Source organism: Streptomyces decoyicus, from assembly GCF_019880305.1.
Classification (GTDB): domain Bacteria; phylum Actinomycetota; class Actinomycetes; order Streptomycetales; family Streptomycetaceae; genus Streptomyces; species Streptomyces decoyicus.
Genome location: NZ_CP082301.1, coordinates 3,867,861 through 3,893,923 on the forward strand (window position 1 = coordinate 3,867,861; position 26,063 = coordinate 3,893,923).

21 protein-coding genes are annotated in these 26,063 nt (G+C 71.4%); 5 read left to right on the forward strand and 16 right to left on the reverse strand.

The window, feature by feature from the left end:
- The first annotated feature begins 374 nt into the window (after positions 1-374).
- Together K7C20_RS16890 and rarD are read left to right on the forward strand one after the other, a co-directional pair.
- Positions 375-1,241, forward strand: coding sequence for an SDR family oxidoreductase (locus K7C20_RS16890; RefSeq protein ID WP_030074684.1), 867 nt, complete (start codon positions 375-377; stop codon positions 1,239-1,241).
- 202 nt (positions 1,242-1,443) lie between these two features.
- The gene (gene rarD / locus K7C20_RS16895; RefSeq protein WP_053208549.1) at positions 1,444-2,478 is read left to right on the forward strand and encodes an EamA family transporter RarD; all 1,035 of its coding nucleotides are present in this window, start codon (positions 1,444-1,446) and stop codon (positions 2,476-2,478) included.
- Here rarD and K7C20_RS16900 read toward each other — a convergent pair.
- From K7C20_RS16900 to K7C20_RS16925, 6 genes are all read right to left on the reverse strand, one after another.
- Positions 2,468-3,334, reverse strand: coding sequence for an ABC transporter permease (locus tag K7C20_RS16900; protein ID WP_030074680.1), 867 nt, complete (start codon positions 3,332-3,334; stop codon positions 2,468-2,470). The two genes, rarD and K7C20_RS16900, sit on opposite strands and share 11 nt — an antisense overlap.
- Positions 3,321-4,379 (reverse strand): ABC transporter ATP-binding protein, encoded by a 1,059-nt coding sequence (locus K7C20_RS16905; protein ID WP_053208548.1) that lies wholly within the window; start codon positions 4,377-4,379, stop codon positions 3,321-3,323. The genes K7C20_RS16900 and K7C20_RS16905 overlap by 14 nt, the downstream gene beginning before the upstream one ends.
- Positions 4,380-4,473: 94 nt before the next feature.
- Positions 4,474-5,739 (reverse strand): LolA family protein, encoded by a 1,266-nt coding sequence (locus tag K7C20_RS16910; RefSeq protein WP_030074674.1) that lies wholly within the window; start codon positions 5,737-5,739, stop codon positions 4,474-4,476.
- 295 nt (positions 5,740-6,034) lie between these two features.
- Positions 6,035-7,048 (reverse strand): polyprenyl synthetase family protein, encoded by a 1,014-nt coding sequence (locus K7C20_RS16915; protein WP_030074671.1) that lies wholly within the window; start codon positions 7,046-7,048, stop codon positions 6,035-6,037.
- A 540-nt stretch (positions 7,049-7,588) separates the two neighbouring features.
- The gene (locus tag K7C20_RS16920; protein WP_053208547.1) at positions 7,589-8,791 is read right to left on the reverse strand and encodes an FAD-dependent oxidoreductase; all 1,203 of its coding nucleotides are present in this window, start codon (positions 8,789-8,791) and stop codon (positions 7,589-7,591) included.
- Entirely contained in the window at positions 8,788-10,068 is a 1,281-nt protein-coding gene (locus K7C20_RS16925; RefSeq protein ID WP_053208546.1) for a carboxylate--amine ligase, read from the reverse strand. Before K7C20_RS16925 ends, K7C20_RS16920 begins: the two co-directional genes overlap by 4 nt.
- A 285-nt stretch (positions 10,069-10,353) precedes the next feature.
- Between K7C20_RS16925 and fahA the strand changes: the two genes are divergently transcribed.
- From fahA to K7C20_RS16940, 3 genes are all read left to right on the forward strand, one after another.
- The gene (gene fahA, locus K7C20_RS16930) at positions 10,354-11,556 is read left to right on the forward strand and encodes a fumarylacetoacetase (RefSeq protein WP_030074660.1); all 1,203 of its coding nucleotides are present in this window, start codon (positions 10,354-10,356) and stop codon (positions 11,554-11,556) included.
- Positions 11,553-12,206 carry a GOLPH3/VPS74 family protein gene (locus K7C20_RS16935; RefSeq protein WP_053208545.1) on the forward strand — a complete coding sequence of 218 codons (654 nt, stop codon included), beginning with the start codon at positions 11,553-11,555 and terminating at the stop codon, positions 12,204-12,206. Before fahA ends, K7C20_RS16935 begins: the two co-directional genes overlap by 4 nt.
- A 171-nt stretch (positions 12,207-12,377) precedes the next feature.
- Positions 12,378-12,863 (forward strand): hypothetical protein, encoded by a 486-nt coding sequence (locus K7C20_RS16940; protein WP_030074658.1) that lies wholly within the window; start codon positions 12,378-12,380, stop codon positions 12,861-12,863.
- A gap of 84 nt (positions 12,864-12,947) precedes the next feature.
- Here K7C20_RS16940 and nuoN read toward each other — a convergent pair whose 3' ends face one another.
- Genes nuoN through nuoE form a run of 10 tightly spaced genes read right to left on the reverse strand, consistent with a single transcriptional unit; the run spans position 12,948 to position 26,038 of the window.
- Entirely contained in the window at positions 12,948-14,600 is a 1,653-nt protein-coding gene (nuoN, locus tag K7C20_RS16945; RefSeq protein ID WP_053208544.1) for an NADH-quinone oxidoreductase subunit NuoN, read from the reverse strand.
- On the reverse strand, positions 14,597-16,255 hold the full coding sequence (locus K7C20_RS16950; protein ID WP_053208543.1) for an NADH-quinone oxidoreductase subunit M: 1,659 nt from the start codon (positions 16,253-16,255) through the stop codon (positions 14,597-14,599). Before K7C20_RS16950 ends, nuoN begins: the two co-directional genes overlap by 4 nt.
- A 3-nt stretch (positions 16,256-16,258) precedes the next feature.
- The gene (nuoL, locus tag K7C20_RS16955) at positions 16,259-18,142 is read right to left on the reverse strand and encodes an NADH-quinone oxidoreductase subunit L (RefSeq protein ID WP_030074656.1); all 1,884 of its coding nucleotides are present in this window, start codon (positions 18,140-18,142) and stop codon (positions 16,259-16,261) included.
- Positions 18,143-18,155: 13 nt separating this feature from the next.
- A complete protein-coding gene (gene nuoK / locus K7C20_RS16960) occupies positions 18,156-18,455 on the reverse strand; it encodes an NADH-quinone oxidoreductase subunit NuoK (protein ID WP_018090964.1) in 300 nt (99 codons plus the stop codon).
- On the reverse strand, positions 18,452-19,321 hold the full coding sequence (locus K7C20_RS16965; RefSeq protein WP_030074649.1) for an NADH-quinone oxidoreductase subunit J: 870 nt from the start codon (positions 19,319-19,321) through the stop codon (positions 18,452-18,454). Before K7C20_RS16965 ends, nuoK begins: the two co-directional genes overlap by 4 nt.
- Entirely contained in the window at positions 19,318-19,908 is a 591-nt protein-coding gene (gene nuoI, locus K7C20_RS16970) for an NADH-quinone oxidoreductase subunit NuoI (RefSeq protein ID WP_245170947.1), read from the reverse strand. The genes K7C20_RS16965 and nuoI overlap by 4 nt, the downstream gene beginning before the upstream one ends.
- Entirely contained in the window at positions 19,901-21,289 is a 1,389-nt protein-coding gene (gene nuoH / locus K7C20_RS16975) for an NADH-quinone oxidoreductase subunit NuoH (RefSeq protein WP_030074645.1), read from the reverse strand. Before nuoH ends, nuoI begins: the two co-directional genes overlap by 8 nt.
- Positions 21,289-23,796: an NADH-quinone oxidoreductase subunit G gene (locus tag K7C20_RS16980; RefSeq protein ID WP_053208542.1), complete on the reverse strand. Its 2,508-nt coding sequence runs from the start codon at positions 23,794-23,796 to the stop codon at positions 21,289-21,291. The genes nuoH and K7C20_RS16980 overlap by 1 nt, the downstream gene beginning before the upstream one ends.
- The gene (gene nuoF / locus K7C20_RS16985; protein WP_030074642.1) at positions 23,793-25,175 is read right to left on the reverse strand and encodes an NADH-quinone oxidoreductase subunit NuoF; all 1,383 of its coding nucleotides are present in this window, start codon (positions 25,173-25,175) and stop codon (positions 23,793-23,795) included. Before nuoF ends, K7C20_RS16980 begins: the two co-directional genes overlap by 4 nt.
- Positions 25,175-26,038, reverse strand: coding sequence for an NADH-quinone oxidoreductase subunit NuoE (gene nuoE / locus K7C20_RS16990; protein ID WP_030074641.1), 864 nt, complete (start codon positions 26,036-26,038; stop codon positions 25,175-25,177). Before nuoE ends, nuoF begins: the two co-directional genes overlap by 1 nt.
- Positions 26,039-26,063 lie beyond the last annotated feature (25 nt).

Sequence of the window (26,063 nt, forward strand, 5' to 3'; positions counted from 1 at the left end):
GGGTGCCCGTACGGGAACGTCTTACGGCGTCCCCGTACGGGCACCCGCTTGCGTTTCCGGCACCCCGTACGGGCACCCGCTTGCGTTTCCGGCACCCCGTACGGGCACCCGCCGGCGTTTCCGGCACCCCGTACGGGCATCCGCCGGCGTTTCCGGCACCCCGTACGGGCATCCGCCGGCGTCCGGCACCCCGTACGGGCATCCGCCGGCGTTCCGGTCTGTCGCGCGGCTGCTCCGGGTGAGGCCACCGGCCTGCCGGCCGCCCGGCAGGCGTCCTGGATGCCGGCCCTCGCCCGCCGTTCCGCGCCGCGTCCCTTCTACGGCGTCCGGGACGGGTGCCATGCTGGCCGCTTCCAACCGCCAAGGGGTAGGACATGAGCATCGTCGTCACCGGCGCCACCGGGGCACTCGGCCGGCTCGTCATCGAGGAACTGCTGAAGCGCACCGCACCGGACGAGATCGTCGCGGTCGCCCGCGACCGTGCCAAGGCCGCCGGCCTCGCCGCCCGCGGTGTCGGGGTCGAGGTCGCCGACTACAGCCGGCCCGAGACGCTCCAGGGAGTCTTCGCGTCCGGCGACCGGGTGCTGTTCATCTCGGGGAACGAGGCGGGCCGGCGCCTCACCCAGCACCGCGCCGTCATCGACGCCGCGCGGGAGGCGGGCGTCGCGCTGCTGGCGTACACCAGCGTGCTGGGCGGGCCGGCCGCCACCTTCTCCATCGCCGAGGAGCATGTCGCCACCGAGCAGGCGCTGCTCGCGTCCGGGGTGCCGTACTGCCTGCTGCGCAACGGCTGGTACCACGAGAACTACACCGGTGCGCTCGCCACCACCCTGAGGACCGGCGCCGTCGTCGGCAGCGCCGGCCAGGGCAGGGTAGCCACCGCCGCGCGCCGGGACTACGCCGAGGCGGCCGCTGTCGTCCTCACCGGCAGCGGCCACGAGAACTCGGTGTACGAACTGAGCGGCGACACCGCCTGGACGATGGCCGAGTACGCGGCCGAGGTGTCCCGGCAGACCGGCCGGACGATCCCGTACCGCGACCTGCCGCAGGAGCGGTATGTGGCGTTGATGGTCGAGGCGGGCGTACCGGCCCTGGGCGCCCAGATGGTCGCCGATGCGGACGCCGGGATCGCCCGCGGCGAGCTGGCCGCGACCCCCGGCGAGCTGGCCGGGCTGCTCGGCCGCCCGACCACACCGCTCGCCGAGGCGATCACGGAGGCGCTGAAGGAGCTCCCCGCCTGAAGCGGTCCCCGGTCCGAAGCGGCCGTCCCCCAAGCGCCCGGTCCCCCGGCTGAACCGGGTCTGCGTACGCGTCCCCCCCCGGTACGTCCGGCCCGCACCGGACCCCACCGGCCGTCATGACCGTATGCCAAGACAGGCATGACAGCCGGGCCGGGCGGCGCTACGTTCACAGCGGCGGCGCAGCACCCACAGGAGGTCCCCCTTGCAGCCTCGGAGCGATCAGCGTGTCGGACTCGCCTACGGTGTCACCGCCTACACCATGTGGGGACTGCTGCCGCTCTACTGGCATCTGCTGGGCGCCGCCTCGCCGTCCGAGATCCTGGCGCATCGCATGCTGTGGTCGCTGCCTGTCGCCGTCGTCATCCTGGCCGTGCTGCGCCGCTGGTCCTGGATCCGCCCGCTGCTGCGGCAGCCCAGAAGGCTCGCGCTGATACTGGTCTGCGCCGTGGTCATCTCGGCGAACTGGTTTCTCTACATCTGGGCGGTCAATGCCGGGCATGTCCTGGAGGCCTCACTCGGCTACTTCATCAATCCGCTGGTCAGCATCGCCTTCGGTGTACTGGTACTGCGTGAGCGGCTGCGTCCGTTGCAGTGGACCGCGGTGGGGGTCGGCCTCCTCGCCGTCCTCGTGATGACCGCCGCCTACGGCAAGGTGCCCTGGATCGCGCTGATTCTGGCCTTCTCGTTCGCGACCTACGGTCTGGCGAAGAAGGGCATCAAACTCGACGGGATCGAGGGCTTCAGCGCCGAGACCGCCCTCCAGGCGCTGCCGGCGCTGGGCTTCCTGGTCTTCCTCGGCCTGCGCGGCGAGTCCAGCTTCACCACCGGCGGAGTGGGCCAGGCGCTGCTGCTCTCCGCCTGCGGTATCGCGACGGCGGTGCCGCTGATCTGCTTCGGTGCCTCGGCCGTGCGGCTTCCGCTGACGACGGTCGGGATGCTCCAGTATCTGGCGCCGACCTTTCAGTTCGTGCTGGGGCTCACCGTCTTCCACGAGAAGATGCCGCCGGAGCGCTGGGCCGGGTTCGCGCTGGTGTGGCTGGCCCTGGCGGTGCTGACCTGGGACGCGCTGCGGACCGCACGGCGGGCGCGGACGGCGCTGGCCGACGCCGCGGCCCGCGCGGGCGAGGCCGCCGCGGGCGGCGCGGTACAGGCGGCGGACGCGGCGCAGGAAGCGGCCGCCGCGCGGGACGCCGCCGCGCAGACCGCGCCGCCGCAGCCTCCCGGCCTCACGCAGTGATGTCCCGGGTGGTGAAGCGCGCCCAGGCCGCCGAGCCGAACACCAGGGCGTACAGCGCCTGGAGCCCGAGGTTCTTCTGCAACTGGTCCCAGTAGACGGGGTCCCGGAGCAGGTCCGCGAAGGACAGCCAGTAGTGCGGGAAGAGATAGGGCTGGATGGCGTGCAGCTGCGGGAGGGTGTCCAGGATCTGCACGGTGATCAGCAGGCCGACCGTGGTCGCCATGGCCGCGATACCGCTGGTGGTGAGCGCCGAGACGAACAGGCCGACGGCGGCCACCCCGATGAGGGACAGCGCCACCGCGACCGCGACGGCCAGCGCCCGCAGCAGCCCCTCGCCGAAGGACACGGACGTGCCCGAGAGCAGGGTGACCTCGCCCAGCGGGAAGAGCAGCGCGCCGGTCACCAATGCGGAGAGCGCCACGACGAGGGTGCCCACCAGGCAGAACGTCAGGGTCGTGGCGTATTTGACCAGCAGCAGGCGGGTGCGGCCCGCGGGGGCGACCAGGAGATAGCGCAGCGTCCCGCCGTGCGCCTCCCCGGCGAGGGAGTCGCCCGCGATCACACCGACGGACATCGGCAGAAAGAACGGCAGCGTCACCGCGAGCGAGGTGAAGACCAGGAAGAGGCCGTTGTGGGTGATCTGGGAGAGGAACGCCGGGCCGCCCGGACCGCCGCCCGGCCCGCCGTCGCCGGTCTCGATCCTGACGGCGATGCCGACCAGGACCGGTACGCCCGCGAGCACCGCCAGCAGCGCGAGGGTGCGCCAGCGCCGGAACGTCACGCCGATCTCGCTGCGCAGCAGACCCAGCGACCACAACGGCCGGGGTGCCCGCGGCACCGCCTCAGCCTGCGACATCGAAGCCCTCCCCGGTCAGCTGCACAAAGACATCCTCCAGCGAGGCGCGTTCCGTACCGAAGCCGCGGACCCGCACACCGGCGTGCACCAGCGCGGCGTTGAGATCCGCCAGGTCCAGCGGCCCCCCGCCGTCCGGCGTGTCCAGCGGCGCGTCCGCGTCCGGGAGTTCGCCCGTCACCCGGTCGTCGGCGGCCTCCAGACCGGTCAGGCCGTGCTCCTTCAGGACGCGGACCGTATCGGCCGTGTCGGGGGTGGTCACCGTCAGCCGGCCGTGGCCGCGCGAGTCGAGGACCGTGGCGGAGAGGTCGGCGACCGTTCCCTGGGTGATCAGCCGGCCGCGGGCCATCACGGCGGCATGGGTGCAGACCTGCTCGATCTCGTCGAGGAGATGGGAGGAGAGAAAGACGGTGGTGCCGTCCGCCGCCAGTTCGCGGACCAGGGCCCGGATCTCCCGCATGCCCTGGGGGTCCAGGCCGTTGGTCGGCTCGTCGAGCACCAGCAGCTCACGCGGCTGGAGCAGGGCGGCCGCCAGGCCGAGGCGTTGCTTCATGCCGAGGGAGTAGGCGCGCGCCTTCTTGCCGGCTGCGGCGGCCAGGCCCACCCGCTCCAGCGCATGGCCGACCCGCTCGGCCCGGCTGCGGGGATCGGCGACCGGGTCGGCGGCGTCGAACCGCCGCAGGTTGTCCCGCCCGCTGAGGAAGCCGTAGAGCGCCGGGCCCTCGATGAGGGCGCCGACCTTGGGGAGCACCCGGCGGCCCGCGGCGGGCATCGGCTGCCCGAGCACCCGGGCGCTGCCCGCGGTGGCTTCGATCAGGCCCATCAGCATGCGGATGGTGGTGGTCTTGCCGGAGCCGTTGGGGCCGAGGAAGCCGAAGACGCTGCCGCGCGGTACGGCCAGATCGAGGCCGTCGACGGCGAGCTGGCCGCCGCGGTACGCCTTGGTCAGCCCCCGCGTCTCGATCGCCAGGTCTGCGGACGGCCGGGGGCCGGGCCCGTCTGCGGGCGGGCGGGCGCCGTCATGCCCTGCGGCGGGCGGCTGTGGCATCGGCTCCCCCGACGTCGTACGGATGTGGCCCACGGGCTGCGCCGCGCCACCCGCGGAGGGATGGCGCGGCGCCCCGCGATACTGCGGTGGCCCGTTACTTGGCGGCGTTGGCCGCGTCGATCAGAGCCTGCTTGTCGACGGCGCCGACATAGACCGTGCCGTGGTCCGTGATCAGGGCGTTGACCAGGCGGGTGCTGAAGACCCGGCCGGAGCCGAAGGAGCCGTGCACCTTCTCGCCGATGCTGTCCAGGAACTTGCCCGCGTCGCCGCCGGGGCCCTGGTCCTTGCCGGAGGGCAGACCGGAGCCGCCGCCCTTGATCGTGGCGATGGACGTCCAACCCTTGCCGAGGACGTTCAGCCCGCCCATGTCCTTCTTGAAGGCCTTCACGTCCTTGTGGGACGGGGTGTCCTTGCCGTGTTCCCGCGGCGTCTTCGCCCGCGCCTTGTCGCCGTCGACGACCTTGGCGCCCTTGGGCGGCGTGAACGAGAACGTGCTCGCGGCGGGCTTGGCGAAGTCGACGTTGGTGTAGCCGACGTCGACGGCGGCCGCGCCACCGCTCTTGGGGGTCAGGGTGAACTTCAGCGGCACACCGTTGGCGGCGTCCACCGCGACCCGGATCGAGCCGACCGTCGAGGCGGCCTGCTTGGGCTTGATCAGCAGCTGGTAGGCGTCCCGCCCGGCGACCTTGGCGGTGCCGTCGACAGTGACCGAGGTCGTGTCGCCGGCCGCCTTCAGGGCCTGCTTCGCGAGCTCCTGCGGGGTGGCGTCCTTCAGGCCCCCGGGGAGGTCCTTGGGCGCCCGGTGCTGCTTGCCGTGCCGGCCGCCGTCGGGGGCGGTGCTGTGCACGGCGGTGTTGCTGCCGCTGTCGTAGGCCCAGACCTCGTTGCCGTTGTGGACCAGGCTGTACTCGGCGGCCTTGTCGACGATCGACACCCGCTGCTTTTCGGGGCCGTCGGCCGCGACGCGCAGCGTGTGCGCACCGGACGCCAGCTCCATCAGCTTGTTCTGGGGCGCGGCGGAGGCGCCGTCCCCGCCCTTCCCGCCGCCCTCGGCACCGCCGAAGCCGCCGGCACCGCCACCGGCACCCGGCAGGGACGGCAGGCCGAGGTCCGTGGAGACCCGGACCGTCCCGGAGAGCTGCTGGACGTCCGACTTGGCGACCTTGGCTATCAGGTCCTGGGCCGAGATCTTCGGCAGGTCCGGAGAGCCGGAACCGGCGAACGCCGGGACCAGCCCGATCGTGGCCGCCGCCACCCCTGCCACCGCGACCGGTACGCCATAGCGCACCGCCTTACGGCGCCCCGGGGAACGCCCCCCGTCCCATCCGTCGGTGCCCTCTGTCGGTTCGTTCCGTGGCATCTGCCCTACCTCCGTCGTATGCGGCGGTTGCTGCGCTGTCCACTCGTCCACCCCTGGGGCTGATTGTGACCCGGCCGCCGCGCTTTGGTGCTTTCCATCTGACCAAAATGCGTCGCGGATAACGTCACCCCGCGGGAGCAACTTGTCCTACTGCTGAGGTATGACGCACGGTCACCTCGGGGCGGAGTCCGTACACCAGGAGTCGGATCTTTCCCTAGGGGATCCGGGGACAGGCTCTCAGGGACACGGGACGGGCCCCGGGCGGGGAGGGGCCAGGCGCGGGAGGGAGGAGACCTCAGCCGGCCCGGTGCACCACGGCGTCGCAGAGTCCTTCGAGGGCCGACTTGGCCGTGCAAGGCCGCAGCGGCGCCAGCATCGCGCGGGCCTCCTGGGCATAGCGCACGGTGTCGCGGCGGGCCTCTTCGAGCGCCGGGTGGGCGCGCAGGCCGGCCAGCGCCTCGGCGTGCCGGGCGTCGTCGGTGAGGTCGCCGGCCAGCAGCTCGCACAGGGCACGGTCCTCCGGCGTACCGGAGTCGCTCTCGGCGCGCGCCCGCAGATGCAGCACGGGCAGCGTCGGAATGCCCTCCCGCAGGTCCGTGCCGGGCGTCTTGCCCGATTCATGCGAATCGCTGGCGATGTCCAGTACGTCGTCGGCGAGCTGGAAGGCGGTGCCCAGCCGCTCGCCGTACTGGGTGAGGATGTTGACCGTCGACTCCTCGGCGCCCGACATCATCGCGCCGAAGCGGCACGCGACGGCGACCAGCGAACCGGTCTTGCCGGCGAGGACGTCCAGGTAGTGGTCGATGGGGTCGCGGCCGTCGCGCGGGCCGGCGGTCTCCAGGATCTGGCCGGTCACCAGGCGTTCGAACGCCTGGGCCTGGATCCGGACCGCCTCCGGCCCGAGGTCGGCGAGGATGTGCGAGGCGCGGGCGAACAGGAAGTCCCCGGTCAGCACCGCGACGGAGTTGCCCCAACGGGCGTTGGCGCTGGCCACCCCGCGGCGCACATCGGCCTCGTCCATCACGTCGTCGTGATACAGCGTCGCCAGATGCGTCAGCTCCACGACGACCGCGGAGGGCACCACACCCGGGCTGTAGGGGTCACCGAATTGGGCGGCCAGCGTCACCAGCAGCGGACGGAACCGCTTACCGCCCGCGCGCACGAGGTGCTGCGCGGCTTCGGTGATGAACGGCACGTCGCTCTTGGTGGCCTCCAGCAGGCCCTCCTCGACAGCCGCCAACCCGGCCTGGACATCGGCCTCAAGAGCCTGGTCCCGCACGCTCAGCCCGAAGGGCCCGACGACGGTCACGAGGGGTACTCCTGTCTGCTGACGATCAAACTGAATGTCGATCTGTCGCTGTCTCCACCATTGGCCAGCGTATCCGGTCTCAGTTCGATCACCGTGAGCGCCCGCCCCCCGACCCACCCGGGAAGCACGGCGACCCCGCCGGCAGGTCCTGGATCACCTGTTGACGCGGGTGTGGCGCGAGAGCGTGAGGCCGGCAACGACAAGAGTATTTCTGGCCTTCTTCTCCCCCGGCAAGGCCCACCACTTCTTCCCGGGCACGCCGGCCACCCGCCGTACCCGGACACCGCGACACCGCGACACCTCGACACCTCGACACCGCGCGGAGCACCGCGGCCCCGGCCCCGGGCGACGCCCGCCCCGGCCCGGCACACCGCCGCCCGCCATCGGCCATCGGCCATCGGCCATCAGCCATCAGCCATCAGCCATCAGCGGGACCCTGCGGCCCGCCGGGATCCGCCCTCCCCGCGAAATCACCGCAGCGCAGGATGACTTCCCGCACCCAAGAGGGGACCACGGGCCCGCCGGAAGAAGCCCCCGGCCTCACCCGTACGCCCGCGCCACCGCCCGCGCCAGCCGCGGCGAGGCGAACTCCGTACCGCACACGAAGCGCATCACCGGCCCGAACGAGGCGGCCGCCGGCAGCCCCGTGAAGTACAACCCCGGTACGGACGAGCCGAAGCCGGCGTCCAGCAGCGGCCCGCCGGCCCGCGTCACGATGCCGGTGCGCAGCCCCTGCCCGAGGAAGTCCAGCGCCGCCAGATCCATCCGGTACCCCGTCGCGGCCAGCACATGGTCGGCAACGAGTTCCCCGCCCTGCCCGTCGGCGCCGCGCAGCGCCAGCACGGGGCGGCCGTCCCGGACCGTGGCCCGTACGATCCGCCGCCCCTGCGTCACCTGCACCCGGCCGGTGAAGCGGTCCCGCAGCCACCACGCGCCCAACGGGCCGAGCACCCGCCGCACCAGATACCGCCGGGCGGGCACCGGCAGCCGGCGGAAGGCACCGGCGTGGTGCGTCAGCGCATACAGCGACCAGGCGTTGCCGAACGGCGACGGCGGCCGCAGACGGGGCTGGCGGTCCGGCGGCGTGCCGAAGCCCACGGCGGCGGGCCCGCGCGCCACCACCCGTACGGACGCCGCGCCCGCCTCGGCCAGCAGCACCGCGCTCTCCAGCGCCGACTGCCCGGCGCCGATCACGACCACCTGCCGGCCGGCCAGCGCGGACAGGTCGTGGTGCTGCGCACTGTGCGAGACCGGCCCCGTGGCGGACGGCCCGTCCGGGATCGCGGCGGCGAGTTCCGGCGGCAGGTGCGCCAGCCCGCTCAGGCCGGTGGCCACGATCACCGCCCGCGCGCCGACCTGCTCCCCGCTGTCCAGCTTCAGTTCGAAACCGTCGTCCCGCCGGTCGACCGAGACCACCTTGACCTGCTCCAGGTCGGGGACCAGCCGTTGCTGCGCCCACTGCCCGTACCGGACGAACACCTCGATGGGGAGGATGTCCCAGTCCGACGCGTAGGGGCCCTCCCCCGTCGCCGCGCAGAAGTCGGCGAGGGTGTGGCCGGTCTGCGGGGCGTCGATACTGGAGGCGGCCGGCGTCGACTTGAGCAGCATGCCCGCGGGCATCTGCGTGCGCCAGCTCGCCATCGGTTGCCCGAAGACCCGCACCGGCAGGCCGCGCGCCCTTAGATGCGCGGCCGTCGACAGGCCGTACGGGCCGGCCCCGATGACCGCTACCGGAGTGCTCACTTCGGTCCCTCCCCTTGCCTGAGTGGTGCCTCGGTTCCCGCCCGGCGGCCCGCCCGCCGCAGCTGCATCAGATGGCGGGCGCCCGGCCCGACGGACCGCGCGAGCATCGTGAAGAACGGCAGCGGGTCATCGCCCGCGAACCACGCCAGCTCGGTGCCGCAGGCCCGCGCCGGAGCGTGCGGCGCGGGGCAGCCGCTGCGCCGGTACGCGAGCCGTGCGGGCAGATCGACGTTCTCGACGACGAAGCGGCGCCCGGCCCGCTGCGCGCCCCCGGGGACGGCGCGCCCGGTGAGGTCCAGATGCTGGGCGCGGACGACGTCCACCCCGGCCACGTTCTCGAAGAGCCGGAACTGGGCGCCCATCCGCGGATTGAAGTCCAGCAGCTTGTACCGGCCGTCGCGGCGGTCGAACCGCCAGTCCAGATCGGCGACCCCGGTGAAGCCGATGCGGTGGACGAACTCCGCCGACAGATGGGCGAGTTCCGGGTTGTCGACGACATACGCGCAGGCCGTCATGCCGGCGTGCGGCGGCCAGGAGCGCACCTTGACGCCGGTGAACAGCGCCAGCGGCGCCCGGTCCGCGCCGAAGCAGGCGTGCACGATCCAGTCCTCGGCCTGCTCCCGCGGCAGATACTCCTGGAGGATCACGCCCGGCCGCGGGCCCCAGTCACGGGCCAGGTCCAGCAGCTGGTCCGGCCCTCCTATCCGGGTCGCGCCGGAGACGGCGGGCCTTTTGCGCCGGACGAACGCCTCGCGGTTCTTGGCCACCACCGGGAAGCGCGCCCGCCCGGCATACGCCACTATCTCCGCGTACGAGCCGGGGAAGACGGCGGCCGGCGAGGGCACCCCGTGTGCGACGCACAGTTCGTGCAGGCCCTGTTTGCTGGCCAGCTGCCGCGGCAGGCCGGGGGCTGCCCGGGGGAAGAGAAACGACCCGGCGAGCGCGTCGGCGTGCTCGGCTATCAGCACGGCCGCCTCTTCGTCGGTGGGGATCAGCAGCGCCGGCCTGCCGATCCGCCGGCCGATGCGCAGCAGCCCCGTCACCAGCCGGTCCGGCTCCTCCCGTCCGGTGGTCGGCCAGACGAAGCGGCCACGGAGGTAGCGGGAGGCCACCGCCGGTGTGAAGGGGTCCTCCGTCACGGCGTACATGGGCACCCCGAGCCGCCCCAGACTGCGGATCGCCCCCACGCCGCCGTGGTGCAGGGGGTAAGCCCCGATCTTCACGATCAGCCCCGGAACGCTCCGGTCGACCGCGAGCCGTGCGCCACTGCGAGCCACGTGTCCCCCCAACGGCGCGGTCCCTCCCCGGCCCGCGCCAGGAAAGGAAGCTAGGCCCGAATTGCGCAGTGCAGCAAGGCTTTTCCGGACATTGCCGAGGCGTGGGGGCGCTACGCACGGCGCGTCCGCCGTCCAAACACGTACGCCTCCACGCCCTTGCGCCCCATGACCGTCCCGCTGCCCACCGCCCGGCCGTACGCTGATCAACGGCACCGCCGGCCCGCGGGTCACCAGGCCCGGCCGGCCCGGCCGCCCACCGGCGACGACGAACGCGAGGAGCTGTCCATGCCCGAGCAGAGCCCGTTCGACCTGGCAGAAGGCGATCCCTTCGGCCCGCACAACCTGCCCTACGGCGTCTTCAGCACCGTCGACGCGCCCGACCAGCGCCGCCTCGGCGTCCGCTACGGCACCCACGTCCTCGATCTGAGCGCACTGCCGAGCGCACTGCCCGCCGCCATCCATCCGCACGCCGAGCTGCTCGCGGCCCCGACCCTCAACCCCCTGCTGGCCGCGGGACGCCCCGTCTGGCAGCAGATCCGCGCGGCCGTCCACAGCGCGGTGACCGACCTCGCGCACCGCGACGAAGTGGCGCCGCTGCTCCATCCGCTGTCCGAGGTCACGCTGCACCTCCCCTTCGAGGTCGCCGACTACGTCGACTTCTACGCCAGCGAGCACCACGCCACCAACGTCGGCCGGATCTTCCGCCCGAACGACGCGGCGCTGACCCCCAACTGGAAGCATCTGCCGATCGGTTACCACGGCCGGGCGGGCACCGTCGTCGTCAGTGACACGCCGGTCGTCAGGCCCCAGGGCCAGCGCAAGGCCCCCGCGGACGAGGCACCAACGTTCGGCCCCTCCCTCCGCCTCGACATCGAGTCCGAGGTCGGCTTCGTCGTCGGTACGCCCTCCACGCTGCACCGGCCCGTCGCCCTGGACGCCTTCCGCGACCACGTCTTCGGCGTCTGCCTCCTCAACGACTGGTCCGCCCGCGACATCCAGGCCTGGGAGTACGTGCCGCTCGGCCCCTTCCTCGGCAAGTCCTTCGCCACCTCCGTCTCCGCCTGGATCACCCCGCTCGACGCCCTCGACGAGGCCCGTACGCCGCCGCCCTCCCGGGATGTCCCGCTGCTGCCCTACCTCGACGACGCGGACGCGGAGCCGGGCGGCATCGACATCCGTATCGAGGTGCGCATCAACGGCGAGACGGTCTCCCGGCCGCCGTTCTCCGCCATGTACTGGACGGCCGCCCAGCAGCTCGCCCATATGACCGTCAACGGCGCCTCGCTGCGCACCGGCGACCTGTTCGCCTCCGGCACGGTCTCCGGGCCCGACCCCGACCAGCTCGGGTGCCTGCTCGAACTCACCCAGGGCAAGGGCCCCTACCTCCAGGACGGCGACGAGGTCACCCTCACCGCCTGGGCGCCCGGCCCCGAGGGCGCCCGGATCGGCCTGGGCGAGGTCACCGGCCGCATCCTGCCCGCGGTATGACCGGCGCGCCGCTCACCCTCCCGGAGGAGCTGCTGCTGCTCGCCCTCGACCCGGTCCGCGGCCGGTCGCTGAACCACCGCAGGTACCTCCAGTACGGGCTGGCCGGCGCGGCGCTGGCCGATCTGGAGGAGGCCGGGCGGATCGCCGTCGAGGGCGGCGACCGGATCAGGGTGACCAACCCGCTGCCGCTGGGCGATCCGGTGCTGGACGGCGCGCTGGCGGCGCTGCCAGGACCGGACAAGCAGCGCCGGGGCGTCAAGGCGCAGCGCTGGGTGCGCAGCGCCGGCCGGCCGGTCCATGAGCTGTGTCTGCACCGTCTGGAGGAGCGCGGCGCGCTGCGCAGGGAGACCCGGCGCGTCCTGGGTCTCTTCCCGTACACCTGCTTCCCGGCCGGGGCGGTGGATCTCGCCGGCCCGGCCCGGGACCGCTTCGCCGGGGCGCTCGGAGCCGGGTTCCCGGACCGCCGCAGCCGGCTGCTCGCCGGGCTGGCCTCGGCGACCGATCTGGACCGCGTACTCCTGCGGAGCCGCGAGCACCGCCCCGTACGGCGCGAGGTGAAGCGGTGGGCGCGGGAGATCTGGACGGTGCATGCGGTGGAGCGCGCGGTACGCCAGGACAAGGAAGCGGGGTCGAATGCCGCCTCCGGCTGAGCCGGACCGAGATTCCCGGAATGCGACCGTCCACCCGCCATGTCCGCTTCTCCGTCACAGCACCACACCAAGTCCGTACCGACGGTGCCGCAATACGGGCCGCGGCCCGGACCGCGGTGCGGGACCGCTGCTAGCCTCACGTCTCCCTGTCCCACAACGGAGGAGACGTACGTGCGCAAGGCAGCGCAGATCGCCGGGGCGGCAGCCATCGCCGCGATGCTGCTCAGCGGTTGCGGAAGCAGCGGCGACAACGGCAACGACAGCAAGCCGAGCAAGTCGCCGGACGCCGCGCCGTCGACTCCGGGAGGCGCCGACAAGCCCGCGAACCCGGGCGGGATCGAGGGCGCCTGGAAGGCCGGCTCGGCCGGCAGCCCGCAGGTCCTCGTGATCAGCAAGGGCACCGTCGCCTTCAGCAACGGGCACAAGGCCGCGTGTCTGGGCAAGGTCCAGGAGATGGCCGGGATGACCATGGCCGCCCTCAAGTGCACCGACGGGGACACCACCCGCACCATGGGCACCCTCAAGCCCGGCGCTGACGGCAAGACCCTGACCGTCGACTGGAAGAACGGGCCCACGGAGAAGTACACCAAGTCCACCGACGGCAGCGTGAAGATCCCCGACATGCCGCAGCTTCCGAGCGGTGTGCCCAAGAGCTGACCGCCCGCCGCACGGCAACGGCCGCCGCCCGGAACCCCCCGAGGGCTCCGGGCGGCGGCCGTTGCCGTACCGCGCCGCCGGTCGTCAGCGCACGAAGACCCCGGCCTGGCCGGCCAGGTCGAGGAAGTACTGCGGCGCCAGGCCGAGCACCAGGGTCGCCGCCACGCCGACGGCGATGGCCGTGGTCGTCAGCGGGCTGGGCACCGCGACGGTCGGACCGTCCGCCTTGGGCTCGTTGAAGAACATCAGCACGATGACGCGGATGTAGAAGAAGGCGGCGATGGCCGAGGAGAGCACACCGACGACCACCAGCCAGCCCGCGCCGCTCTGCGCGGCCGCCTTGAAGACCGCGAACTTCCCGGCGAACCCCGAGGTCAGCGGGATGCCCGCGAAGGCCAGCAGGAAGACCGCGAAGACCGCGGCCACCAGCGGCGAACGCCGGCCGAGGCCGGCCCACTTGGACAGCGCGGTGGCCTCACCGCCCGCGTCCCGCACCAGGGTGACGACGGCGAAGGCGCCGAGCGTCACGAAGGAGTAGGCGCCGAGGTAGAAGAGCACCGAGGAGATGCCGTCCTTGCTGGTGGCGATGACACCGGCAAGGATGAAACCGGCGTGCGCGATGGAGGAGTAGGCCAGCAGCCGCTTGATGTCGGTCTGGGTGATGGCGACGATCGCTCCGCCCAGCATCGTGATGATCGCGACGCCCCACATCACCGGCTGCCAGTCCCAGCGCATGCCCGGCAGCACGACATACAGCAGCCGCAGCAGCGCGCCGAAGGCCGCGACCTTGGTGGCGGCCGCCATGAAGCCGGTGACCGGGGTCGGGGCGCCTTGGTAGACATCCGGGGTCCACATGTGGAACGGGACCGCGCCGACCTTGAACAGCAGCCCCATCAGCACCAGCGCCGCACCGATCAGCAGCAGGGCGTCATTGCCCATCGTGCCCGCCAGCGCCGGATCGATCTGCTTGGCGCCGTCCGAGATCACCTCGGCGATCCCGGCGTACGTCACGGTGCCCGCGTAGCCGTACAGCAGGGCCACGCCGAACAGCAGGAACGCCGACGAGAAGGCGCCGAGGAGGAAGTACTTCACCGCGGCCTCCTGCGACAGCAGCCGCTGGCGGCGGGCCAGCGCACACAGGATGTACAGCGGGAGGGAGAAGACCTCCAGCGCGATGAAGAGCGTCAGCAGATCGTTGGCCGCCGGGAAGACCAGCATGCCGCCGACCGCGAACAGCACGATCGGGAAGACCTCGGTTGTGGTGAACCCGGCCTTGACGGCGGCCTGTTCGGCGGCGCCGCCGGGCACGGCCGCGGCCTGCGCGGCGAAGGAGTCCACCCGCTTGCCATGAGCCGCCGGATCGAGCCGGCGCTCGGCGAAGGTGAAGACGGCGATCACCGACACCAGCAGGATCGTGCCCTGGAGGAACAGCGCCGGGCCGTCGACGGCGATGGCCCCCATGGCGGCGATATGCGCCTTGGACGAGCCGAAGCCGCCGGCCGCCAGGCCGATCACCGCGGCGAACGCGGCGGCCAGCGCCACCAGGGTCAGCAGCAGCTGGGAGTAATAGCGGTTGTGGCGCGGCACGAACGCCTCGACGAGGATGCCGAGCACCGCCGCGCCGAGGACGATCAGCGTCGGCGCCAGCTGGGCGTACTCGATGTGCGGTGCCGGGATCTTGCCCGGCGCACCGGCCGCCACTGTCCACAGGCTGTGGACACTTGCCACGGAACTCACTTCGCGGCCTCCACGTCTTGATCATGCACGGCGTGGCCGGGCCGGCTGCCACCGGGCACGGCGTCCACCTGCACAGCGGGCTGGGGATCCTTCTTGTCCACAACGGACAGGGTGTGGCCGACCGCCGGGTTGACGATGTCGGTGAGCGGCTTGGGATACACCCCGAGGAAGAGCAGCAGCGCGATCAGCGGCGCGACCACCACCAGTTCCCGCACCCGCAGGTCCGGCATGCTCTTCACCTCGGCCTTCACCGGCCCGGTCATCGTCCGCTGGTAGAGGACGAGGACGTACAGCGCGGCGAGAACGATGCCGAGGGTGGCGATGATGCCGATCACCGGATAGCGGCTGAACGTGCCGACCAGGACCAGGAATTCGCTGACGAACGGTGCCAGACCGGGCAGCGACAGGGTGGCGAGGCCGCCGATGAGGAACGTACCGGCCAGGACCGGGGCGACCTTCTGGACGCCGCCGTAGTCCGCGATCAGACGCGAGCCGCGGCGGCTGATCAGGAAGCCGGCCACCAGCATCAGCGCGGCGGTCGAGATGCCGTGGTTGACCATGTAGAGCGTCGCGCCGCTCTGGCCCTGGGAGGTCATCGCGAAGATGCCCAGGATGATGAAGCCGAAGTGGGAGATCGAGGCGTAGGCGATCAGACGCTTGATGTCCCGCTGGGCGACCGCCAGCAGCGCGCCGTACAGCACGCTGATCAGCGCGAGGACGAGGATGACCGGGGTGGCCCAGCTGCTGGCCTCGGGGAAGAGCTGGAGGCAGAAGCGGAGCATCGCGAACGTGCCGACCTTGTCGACCACGGCCGTGATCAGCACCGCGACCGGCGACGTCGACTCGCCCATGGCGCCGGGCAGCCAGGTGTGCAGCGGCCACAGCGGCGCCTTCACCGCGAAGGCGAAGAAGAAGCCGAGGAAGAGCAGCCGTTCGGTGCCCGTGCCGATCTCCAGCTTGCCGGCCGCACGGGCCTCGACGATCTGCTGCAACGAGAACGTGCCCGTGCCGAGTTGGTCGGCGGTGACCGCATACAGCCCGATCACCGCGGCCAGCATGATCAGCCCGCCGGCGAGGTTGTAGAGCAGGAACTTCACCGCCGCGGAGGACCGCCGGCTCGCGGCCCGCTCCTCGCCGTCCCCGTCCGCCCGGTCCCCGAAGCCGCCGATGAGGAAGTACATCGGGATCAGCATGGCTTCGAAGAAGATGTAGAAGAGGAAGACGTCGGTGGCCTCGAAGGAGAGCACCACCATCGCCTCGACGGCCAGGATCAGCGCGAAGAAGCCCTGGGTGGGCCGCCAGCGCCGGTTGGGCGTGGCCTCCTCCAGGGGGTCGGCGTCATGCCAGCCGGCCAGGATGACGAACGGGATCAGCAGGGTGGTCAGGGCGATCAGGGCGACCGCGATGCCGTCCACGCCGAGTTCGTAGCGGACGCCGAAGTCGCTGATCCAGGCGTGCGATTCGGTGAGCTGGAAGGGGCCCTTGGCGCCGGGGTCGAAGCGGAACCCGACCACCAGCGCCAGCGCGAAGGTGACCAGCGAGAACAGCAGCGCGAGCCATTTGGCCGCGGTGCGCTTGGCGGCGGGCAGCGCGGCGGTGGCGATCGCACCGATCGCCGGCACCGCGGCTACCGCCGTCAGCAGGGGAAACGACATGGCTCAGACACCCCTCATCAGCAGGGTCGCGGCGACGAGAACGGCGGCCCCGCCCAGCATCTGGACCGCGTACGAACGGACGAATCCGGTCTGCAACCGGCGCAGCAGGCCGGAGAGTCCGCCCATCGAGGCCGCCGTGCCGTTGACCGCGCCGTCCACCAGGGAGCGGTCGAGCTGGACGAGTGTGCCGGTGAGCTCCTCGCCGCCGCGCACGAAGACCACGTGGTTGAAGTCGTCCTGGAGCAGATCACGGCGGGCGGCCCGGGTCAGCAGCGAGCCGCGCGGGGCGAGCGCCGGAACGGGCTTGCGGCCGTACATCAGCCAGGCGATGCCGACGCCGACGAGCAGCACCACGATCGTCGAGGCGGTGACCGTGGTGGCGCTGACCGGGGAGTGGCCGTGCGCGAACGAGGTGACCGGCTCCAGCCACTTCACAAAGGCCTCGTTGACGCTGAACAGCCCGCCCGCGAAGACCGATCCGACGGCCAGCACGATCATCGGGACCGTCATGACCTTCGGCGACTCGTGCGGATGCACCTCGTCGGGATTCCAGCGCTTCTCGCCGAAGAACGTCATCAGCATCACCCGCGTCATGTAGAACGCGGTGATCGCGGCGCCCAACAGGGCCGCGCCGCCGAGGATCCAGCCCTCGGTGCCGCCCTTGGCGAAGGCCGCCTCGATGATCTTGTCCTTGGAGAAGAAGCCGGACAGACCGGGGAAGCCGATGATCGCCAGATAGCCGAGGCCGAAGGTGACGAAGGTGACCGGCATGTACTTCCGCAGGCCGCCGTAGCGGCGCATGTCCACCTCGTCGTTCATGCCGTGCATCACGGAGCCGGCGCCGAGGAAGAGACCCGCCTTGAAGAAGCCGTGGGTGACCAGATGCATGATCGCGAAGGCATAGCCGATCGGACCGAGACCGGCCGCCATGATCATGTAGCCGATCTGCGACATCGTCGAGCCGGCCAGCGCCTTCTTGATGTCGTCCTTGGCGCAACCGACGATCGCACCGAAGAGGAGGGTGACCGCACCGACCACGACGACCGCGAGCTGGGCGGTCGGCGCGGCGTTGAAGATCGCCCCGGAGCGGGTGATCAGATACACCCCGGCGGTGACCATCGTGGCGGCGTGGATCAGGGCCGAGACCGGGGTCGGGCCCTCCATCGCATCGCCGAGCCAGGACTGCAGCGGTACCTGCGCCGACTTGCCGCAGGCGGCCAGCAGCAGCATCAGCCCGATGGCGGTCAGCTTGCCCTCGGAGGTGTCGCCGGTGGCGGCGAGCACCGGGCCGAAGGCGAAGGTCCCGAACGTCGTGAACATCAGCATGATCGCGATGGACAGGCCCATGTCGCCGACGCGGTTGACCAGGAACGCCTTCTTGGCGGCCGTGGCCGCGCTCGGCTTGTGCTGCCAGAAGCCGATGAGGAGGTACGAGGCGAGGCCGACGCCCTCCCAGCCGACGTACAGCAGAAGGTAGTTGTCGGCGAGGACGAGCAGCAGCATCGCCGCGAGGAAGAGGTTGAGATAGCCGAAGAAGCGGCGGCGCCGCTCGTCGTGCTCCATATAGCCGATCGAGTAGATGTGGATCAGCGATCCGACACCGGTGATCAGCAGGACGAAGGTCATCGACAGCTGGTCGAGCTGGAAGGCGATGTCGGCCTGGAAGCCGCCCACCGGGATCCAGCTGAACAGGTGCTGATGCAGGGCACGGTCCTCGGCGCCCCTGCCGAGCATGCCGGCGAAGAGCACCACCCCGATGGCGAACGACGCCACCGAGAACAGCGTGCCGATCAAGTGGCCGGTGCGGTCGAATCGTTTGCCGCCGCACAACAGCAGGGCCGCACCGACCAGCGGTGCCGCGACAAGCAGCGCGATCAAGTTCTCCACTTTGTGCGACCCCTTACAGCTTCATCAGGCTGGCGTCGTCGACCGAGGCCGTATGACGGGTGCGGAAGATCGACACGATGATCGCCAGGCCGACCACGACCTCGGCCGCGGCGACGACCATCGTGAAGAAGGCGATGATCTGGCCGTCCAGATTCCCGTGCATCCGCGAGAAGGTGACGAAGGCGAGATTGCAGGCGTTGAGCATCAGCTCGATGCACATGAACACCACGATGGCGTTCCGCCTGATCAGCACCCCGGCCGCACCGATGGTGAACAACAGGGCGGCGAGATAGAGGTAGTAGACCGGGTTCATTTCTTGGCCCCCTCCTTGTGCTCCTTCGGCGCCACGCCACCGGACGACGAGGACCGGGGCTCCTCGGCCCCCCGGCCCAGCCAGTCCTCGGAGCGCTCCTCCAGCGCCTTCAGCTCGGCGAGCGACTCACCGGAGACATCGCGGACCTGGCCGCGCTCCCTCAGCGTCGGGCTGACGCTCAGCTCGGACGTGGTGCCGTCGGGCAGCAGGCCCGGGATGTCGACGGCGTTGTGCCGGGCGTAGACACCCGGGGCGGGCAGCGGCGGTACCTGCTTGCCCTCGCGGATGCGCGCCTCGGACTGCTCGCGCTGGGACTTGGCGCGCTCCGTACGCTCCCGGTGGGTGAGCACCATCGCGCCGACGGCCGCCGTGATCAGCAGTGCGCCGGTGACTTCGAAGGCGAAGACGTACTTGGTGAAGATGAGCGCGGCCAGGCCCTGCACATTGCCGCCGGCGTTGGCCTCGCCCAGGCCGTTGAACTCCTTGAGCGAGGCGTTGCCGATCCCGGCGATCAGCAGGATGCCGAAGCCGAGGCCCAGTCCGGCGGCGAGCCAGCGCTGGCCCTTGAGGGTCTCCTTGAGGGAGTCCGCGGCGGTGACACCCACCAGCATGACGACGAACAGGAACAGCATCATGATCGCGCCCGTGTAGACGACGATCTGGACGACGCCGAGGAAGTACGCGCCGTTGGCGAGGTAGAAGACCGCCAGGACGATCATGGTCCCGGCGAGCGAGAGGGCGCTGTGCACGGCGCGCTTCATCAGGATCGTGCACAGCGCGCCGCTGACAGCGACGATGCCCAGGATCCAGAACTGCACGGCCTCACCGGTGGAGGTCATGGAGGCCGCGGCGGCGAGTCCGGTCATGCGTTCGCCTCCTTCTCCTGGGCGTTCCCGTCGGCCTTCTCGCCCTTGGAGACCGCGGCCTGACGGACGGTCCCGGGGGCGGCCTCGGTCACCAGGCCCTGGTAGTAGTCCTTCTCCGTCATGCCGGGGTAGATCGCATGCGGCGAGTCGACCATCGTCTCCTCCAGGCCCGCGAGCAGCTCCTCCTTGGTGTAGATGAGCGATTCGCGGGACCGGTCGGCGAGTTCGTACTCATTGGTCATCGTCAGCGCGCGGGTCGGACAGGCTTCCACGCACAGGCCGCACAGGATGCAGCGCAGATAGTTGATCTGGTAGACGCGGCCGTAGCGCTCACCCGGGGAGTAGCGCTCCTCGGGGGCGTTGTCCGCGCCCTCGACATAGATCGCGTCCGCCGGGCAGGCCCATGCGCACAGCTCGCAGCCGATGCACTTCTCCAGCCCGTCCGGATGCCGGTTGAGCTGGTGCCGGCCGTGGAAACGCGGCGCCGTCGGCTTCTTCTCCTCCGGGTACTGCTCGGTCAGCCGCTTCTTGAACATGGCCTTGAAGGTCACGCCGAAGCCGGCCACGGGGTTCTGGAACTCAGGCACCGTCGCCCCCCTTTCCGTCGTTTCCGATTCCGTCACTGACAGTGTCCGGCCCGCCACTGACAATCAGCTCGCGGTCACGGCGCGGCCTGCGTCGCGGCACGGGCGGCAGGCTCTGTCCGGGCAGCGGCGGCACGGGGAAACCGCCGGCCATCGGGTCGAAGGCCCCGTCCCCGTCCGTCTCCTCCTCCGTCTCGGCACGCCGGAAGAAGTCCACGAGGAGGGAGATCAGCAGCAGCGCGACGGCCCCGCCGGCGACATAGAGCACGATCTGGGAGAAGTTGTAGCCCTCGTTCTTCAGCGCCCGGACCGTGGCGACCAGCATCAGCCAGACCAGCGAGACCGGGATGAGGACCTTCCAGCCCAGCTTCATGAACTGGTCGTAGCGCACCCGCGGAAGGGTGCCGCGCAGCCAGATGAAGAAGAACAGCAGCAGCTGCACCTTGAGGGTGAACCAGAGCAGCGGCCACCAGCCGTGGTTCGCGCCTTCCCAGAACGTGGAGACCGGCCAGGGTGCCTTCCACCCGCCCAGGAAGAGGGTGATCGCGACCGCCGAGACGGTGACCATGTTGACGTACTCGGCGAGCATGAACATCGCGAACTTGATGGACGAGTACTCGGTGTTGAAGCCGCCGACGAGGTCGCCCTCGGACTCCGGCATGTCGAACGGCGCGCGGTTGGTCTCGCCCACCATCGCGACGATGTAGATGATGAAGGACACCGGCAGCAGCAGGACGTACCACCTGCTCTGCTGCGACTCCACGATCGTCGACGTCGACATCGACCCGGAGTAGAGGAACACCGCTGCGAACGACATGCCCATCGCGATCTCGTACGAGATCATCTGCGCACACGAGCGCAGCCCGCCGAGCAGCGGATAGGTCGAACCGGACGACCAGCCCGCCAGCACGATGCCGTAGATGCCGACCGAGGCCGTGGCCAGGATGTAGAGGATGCCGATCGGCAGGTCGGTCAGCTGCATCGGGGTGCGGACCCCGAAGATGGAGATCTCGTTGCCGGCCGGGCCGAAGGGGATCACCGCGATCGCCATGAAGGCCGGGATGGCCGCCACGACCGGCGCGAGGATGTAGACCACCTTGTCGGCCCGCTTGACGACCAGGTCCTCCTTCAGCATCAGCTTGATGCCGTCGGCGAGGGACTGGAGCATCCCCCAGGGGCCGTGCCGGTTGGGGCCGATGCGCAGCTGCATCCAGGCGACGACCTTGCGTTCCCAGACGATCGAGAACAGCACCGTCAGCATCAGGAACGCGAAGCAGAAGACCGCCTTGATGACGACGAGCCACCACGGGTCGCGGCCGAACATCGACAGGTCTTCCTGCGCCAGCGCGCTTCCGGCGGCGGCGAGTTGATCGAGCTGCTGCATCATGCGTCCACCTCCTTGGCCGGCTCCGGGGTGCCCGGGACGGCGGAGATCTTCACCAGGTCACCGGGTTGCGCCCCGGTGTCGGCGGCAACGCCACCGCCCACGGAGTTGAGTGGCAGCCACACCACCCGGTCGGGCATCGGCGTGACCTGGAGCGGCAGGTGGACCGCGCCGGCCGGTCCGGTGACCGCCAGCAGGTCACCGTCCTTGACCCCGGTCTCCTGCGCGGTGGTCAGCGACAGCTGGGCGACGGCGGCGTGCCGGGTGCCGGCCAGCGCCTCGTCGCCCTCCTGGAGCCGCCCCTGGTCCAGAAGGAGCCGGTGTCCGGCGAGGACGGCCTCACCGCTGTCGGGGCGGGGCAGCGGGCGCCCGCTCTCCATGGGCTCGCCCGCGTGCGGGCCGTCCCAGCCACCGAGCCGGTCCAGCTCGCGGCGTACGGAGCGGATGTCCGGCAGCGCGAGGTGGACGTCCATCGCATCGGCGAGCATGTGCAGCAACCGGGAGTCCGGCAGCAGATGCCGGCGGGTCATCTGGTCCGGCTTGAGGGCGGCCTCGAACAGCCGCGCCCGGCCTTCCCAGTTGAGGAACGTGCCGGCCTTCTCGACCACGGCCGCCACCGGGAGGACCACATCCGCCCGCTCGGTGACCTGCGAGGGCCGCAGCTCCAGGCTGACCAGGAAGCCGACCTCGTCCAGGGCGGCCAGCGCGCGGGCCGGGTCCGGCAGGTCGGCGACCTCGACGCCCGCCACGAGGAGCGCGCCGATCTCGCCGGTCGCCGCGGCCTCGATGATCTGGCCGGTGTCCCGGCCGTGCCGGTGCGGCAGCGCGGCCACGCCCCAGGCGGCCGCGACCTCGTCGCGGGCCCGCGGGTCGGTGGCCGGCCGGCCACCGGGCAGCAGACCGGGCAGCGCGCCCGCCTCGACGGCGCCGCGTTCGCCGGCCCGCCGGGGGATCCACACCAGCCGGGCGCCGGTGGCACGGGCGGCGCGGACGGCGGCGGTCAGCGCGCCGGGCACCGCCGCCAGCCGCTCGCCGACGATGATCACCGAGCCGTCGGCCCGGAGCGCCTCGGCCGCGGCCTGCCCCGCACCGTCCAGGCCGACGCCGCCCGCGAGCGCGTCCAGCCATTCGGTCTCGGTCCCGGGCGCGGACGGCAGCAGCGTGCCACCGGCCTTGATCAGCCCGCGCGAGGCGTGACCGGCCAGCCCGTAGGTGCGCTGTCCGCTCCTGCGGTGCGCCTTGCGCAGCCGCAGGAAGACGCCCGGGGCCTCCTCCTCGGCCTCGATACCGGCCAGCAGAACGGCCGGCGCGTTCTCCAGCGCGGTGTACGTGACGCCCTCGCCGTCCAGATCGCGGCCGCGGCCGGCGACCCGGGACGCCAGGAAGTCGGCCTCCTCGGCGCTGTGCAGCCGCGCCCGGAAATCGATGTCGTTGGTGCCCAGCGCGATCCGGGCGAACTTGGCGTAGGCGTAGGCGTCCTCGACGGTCAGCCGGCCGCCGGTCAGCACGCCCGTGCGCCCCTTGGCCGCGGCCAGTCCGCGGGCCGCCGTCTCCAGGGCCATGGGCCAGCTCGCCGGCTCCAGTTCGCCGGACTCCGGGTTGCGCACGAGCGGGTGCTCCAGCCGGTCACGCTGCTGCGCGTACCGGAAGGCGAACCGCCCCTTGTCGCAGATCCACTCCTCGTTGACCTCGGGGTCGTTCGCCGCCAGCCGCCGCATGACCTTGCCGCGCCGGTGGTCCGTACGGGTCGCACAGCCGCCCGCGCAGTGCTCGCACACCGACGGCGAGGAGACCAGGTCGAAGGGGCGGGAGCGGAAGCGGTACGCGGCGGAGGTGAGCGCGCCGACCGGGCAGATCTGGATGGTGTTGCCGGAGAAGTACGACTGGAAGGGGTCGCCCTCGCCGGTGCCGACCTGCTGGAGGGCGCCGCGCTCGACGAGCTCGATCATCGGGTCGCCGGCGATCTGGTTGCTGAAGCGGGTGCAGCGCGCACACAGCACGCACCGTTCGCGGTCCAGCAGCACCTGCGTGGAGATCGGCACCGGCTTGGCGAAGGTGCGCTTCTTGCCCTCGAAGCGGGTGTCGGTATCGCCGACCTGCATCGCCTGGTTCTGGAGCGGGCACTCACCGCCCTTGTCGCAGACCGGGCAGTCCAGCGGGTGGTTGATCAGCAGCAGCTCCATCACCCCGCGCTGGGCCTTCTCGGCCACCGGCGAGGTGAGCTGCGACTTGACGACCATGCCGTCGGTGCAGGTGATGGTGCAGGAGGCCATCGGCTTGCGCTGGCCCTCGACCTCGACGATGCACTGCCGGCAGGCGCCCGCCGGGTCCAGCAGCGGGTGGTCGCAGAAGCGCGGGATCTCGATGCCGAGGAGCTCGGCGGCACGGATGACCAGCGTCCCCTTGGGGACGGAGATCTCGATGCCGTCGATCGTCAGGGTGACGAGGTCCTCCGGCGGGATCGCCGCCTCGCCGCCTCCCGAGGGAGCATTTGTCGTGACGGTCATGCATTCACCCCCAGGTGAGCGTCGTTGTCGGACCAGAGGGTCGACTTGGCCGGGTCGAAGGGGCAGCCCTTGCCGGTGATGTGCTGCTCGTACTCCTCGCGGAAGTACTTCAGCGAGGAGAAGATCGGCGAGGCGGCGCCGTCGCCGAGGGCGCAGAAGGACTTGCCGTTGATGTTGTCGGCGATGTCGTCGATCTTGTCGAGGTCGTCCATCACGCCCTTGCCTGCCTCGATGTCGCGCAGCAGCTGCACCAGCCAGTAGGTCCCTTCACGGCAGGGCGTGCACTTGCCGCAGGACTCGTGCGCATAGAACTCGGTCCAGCGGGTGACCGCGCGGACGACGCAGGTGGTCTCGTCGAAGCACTGGAGCGCCTTGGTGCCGAGCATCGAGCCGGCCGCGCCGACGCCCTCGTAGTCGAGGGGGACGTCGAGGTGCTCGTCGGTGAACATCGGCGTCGAGGAGCCGCCCGGCGTCCAGAACTTCAGCCGGTGGCCGCGGCGCATACCGCCGCTCATGTCCAGCAGCTGGCGCAGCGTGACGCCCAACGGGGCTTCGTACTGGCCGGGGTTGGTGACATGGCCGCTGAGCGAGTAGAGCGTGAAGCCCGGGGACTTCTCGCTGCCCATCGACCGGAACCAGTCCTTGCCCTTGTTCATGATCGCGGGAACCGAGGCGATGGACTCGACGTTGTTCACGACGGTGGGGCAGGCGTACAGGCCCGCCACCGCCGGGAAGGGGGGACGCAGCCGGGGCTGTCCGCGACGGCCCTCCAGGGAGTCGAGCAGCGCGGTTTCCTCACCGCAGATGTACGCACCGGCGCCCGCGTGCACGATCACATCGAGGTCGAGGCCCGAGCCCAGGATGTTCTTCCCGAGGTAGCCCGCCGCATAGGCCTCGCGCACGGCCTCGTGCAGCCTCCGCAGGACGGGTACGACCTCGCCGCGCAGATAGATGAAGGCGTGATGCGACCGGATCGCATGGCAGGCGATCACGATCCCCTCGATGAGGGAGTGCGGGTTGGCGAAGAGGAGCGGGATGTCCTTGCAGGTCCCGGGCTCCGACTCGTCGGCGTTGACGACCAGGTAGTGCGGTTTGCCGTCGCCCTGCGGGATGAACTGCCACTTCATCCCGGTCGGGAAGCCGGCGCCGCCGCGGCCGCGCAGCCCGGAGTCCTTGACGTAGGCGATGACGTCGTCCGGGGGCATCGCGAGCGCCTTGCGCAGGCCTTCGTAGCCCTCGTGACGGCGGTAGGTCTCCAGCGTCCAGGGCTCGGGCTGGTCCCAGAAGGCGGACAGCACGGGCGTCAGAAGCTTCTCGGGGTTGATCTCCCCGCCGGCCTCCGGCCGGGAGGCGCCGCCGTGTTCGGCTGCCACTGTCATCACTCCCCCTCCTCTGCTGTCGGGCCGGCCGGGTGCTGGTCGTCCGAGGCCGAGGTCTGCTGCGGTGCGTCGTGGGAGCTGGGGTGCCCGGCGGGCGGCTCGTCGGCGGGGTGGCCGGACGGGGGTTCGCCGCCGGTTCCGTCGGTGGGACCGTCGGTGGTGGCGCGCGGCGCGATGACGTGGTCGGCGCCCCGGCCGGGGGCGGCTTCGCCCTTGGCGAGCCGCAGCCCGATCAGCGAGGCGGGGCCCGCTCCGCCGGTGGCCTCGACGGCGCCCGGCCGCTCGTCCGGGAATCCGGCGAGCATCCGGGCCGTGTCCTTGAACGTGCACAGCGGTGCGCCGCGGGTGGGCTCGACGGTCCGGCCGGCCCGCAGGTCGTCGACCAGCTGCCGGGCGGACCGCGGCGTCTGGTTGTCGAAGAACTCCCAGTTGACCATCACGACCGGGGCGAAGTCGCAGGCCGCGTTGCACTCGATGTGTTCGAGGGTGACGGCGCCGTCCTCGGTGGTCTCGCCGTTGCCGACGCCGAGGTACTCCTTGAGGTCCTCGAAGATGGCGTCGCCGCCCATCACCGCGCACAGCGTGTTGGTGCAGACCCCGACCTGGTAATCACCGCTCGCCTTGCGGCGGTACATGGAGTAGAAGGTCGAGACCGCGGTGACCTCGGCGGTGGTCAGGTCGAGCATCTCGGCGCAGAAGCGGATGCCGGTGCGGGTGACGTGCCCCTCCTCGGCCTGGACGAGGTGCAGCAGCGGCAGCAGCGCCGAGCGCGCACCGGGGTAGCGGGCGATCACCTCCTTGGCGTCCGCTTCCAGCCGGGCCCGTACGTCCACCGGAAAGTCGGGGGCGGGGAGCGCGGGCATCCCCAGCTGCACGTCATGGTTTGCC

Bases quoted from the DNA above. Each gene is read 5' to 3' on its own strand.
- K7C20_RS16900 (WP_030074680.1), bottom strand. From the start codon at position 3,334: ATGTCGCAGGCTGAGGCGGTGCCGCGGGCACCCCGGCCGTTGTGGTCG.
- K7C20_RS16950 (WP_053208543.1), bottom strand. From the start codon at position 16,255: ATGTCGTTTCCCCTGCTGACGGCGGTAGCCGCGGTGCCGGCGATCGGT.
- K7C20_RS16905 (WP_053208548.1), bottom strand. From the start codon at position 4,379: ATGCCACAGCCGCCCGCCGCAGGGCATGACGGCGCCCGCCCGCCCGCA.
- fahA (WP_030074660.1), top strand. From the start codon at position 10,354: ATGCCCGAGCAGAGCCCGTTCGACCTGGCAGAAGGCGATCCCTTCGGC.
- nuoK (WP_018090964.1), bottom strand. From the start codon at position 18,455: ATGAACCCGGTCTACTACCTCTATCTCGCCGCCCTGTTGTTCACCATC.
- K7C20_RS16965 (WP_030074649.1), bottom strand. From the start codon at position 19,321: ATGACCGGACTCGCCGCCGCGGCCTCCATGACCTCCACCGGTGAGGCC.
- K7C20_RS16910 (WP_030074674.1), bottom strand. From the start codon at position 5,739: ATGCCACGGAACGAACCGACAGAGGGCACCGACGGATGGGACGGGGGG.
- nuoE (WP_030074641.1), bottom strand. From the start codon at position 26,038: ATGCCCGCGCTCCCCGCCCCCGACTTTCCGGTGGACGTACGGGCCCGG.
- nuoH (WP_030074645.1), bottom strand. From the start codon at position 21,289: ATGCAGCAGCTCGATCAACTCGCCGCCGCCGGAAGCGCGCTGGCGCAG.
- nuoF (WP_030074642.1), bottom strand. From the start codon at position 25,175: ATGACAGTGGCAGCCGAACACGGCGGCGCCTCCCGGCCGGAGGCCGGC.
- K7C20_RS16890 (WP_030074684.1), top strand. From the start codon at position 375: ATGAGCATCGTCGTCACCGGCGCCACCGGGGCACTCGGCCGGCTCGTC.
- K7C20_RS16935 (WP_053208545.1), top strand. From the start codon at position 11,553: ATGACCGGCGCGCCGCTCACCCTCCCGGAGGAGCTGCTGCTGCTCGCC.
- K7C20_RS16980 (WP_053208542.1), bottom strand. From the start codon at position 23,796: ATGACCGTCACGACAAATGCTCCCTCGGGAGGCGGCGAGGCGGCGATC.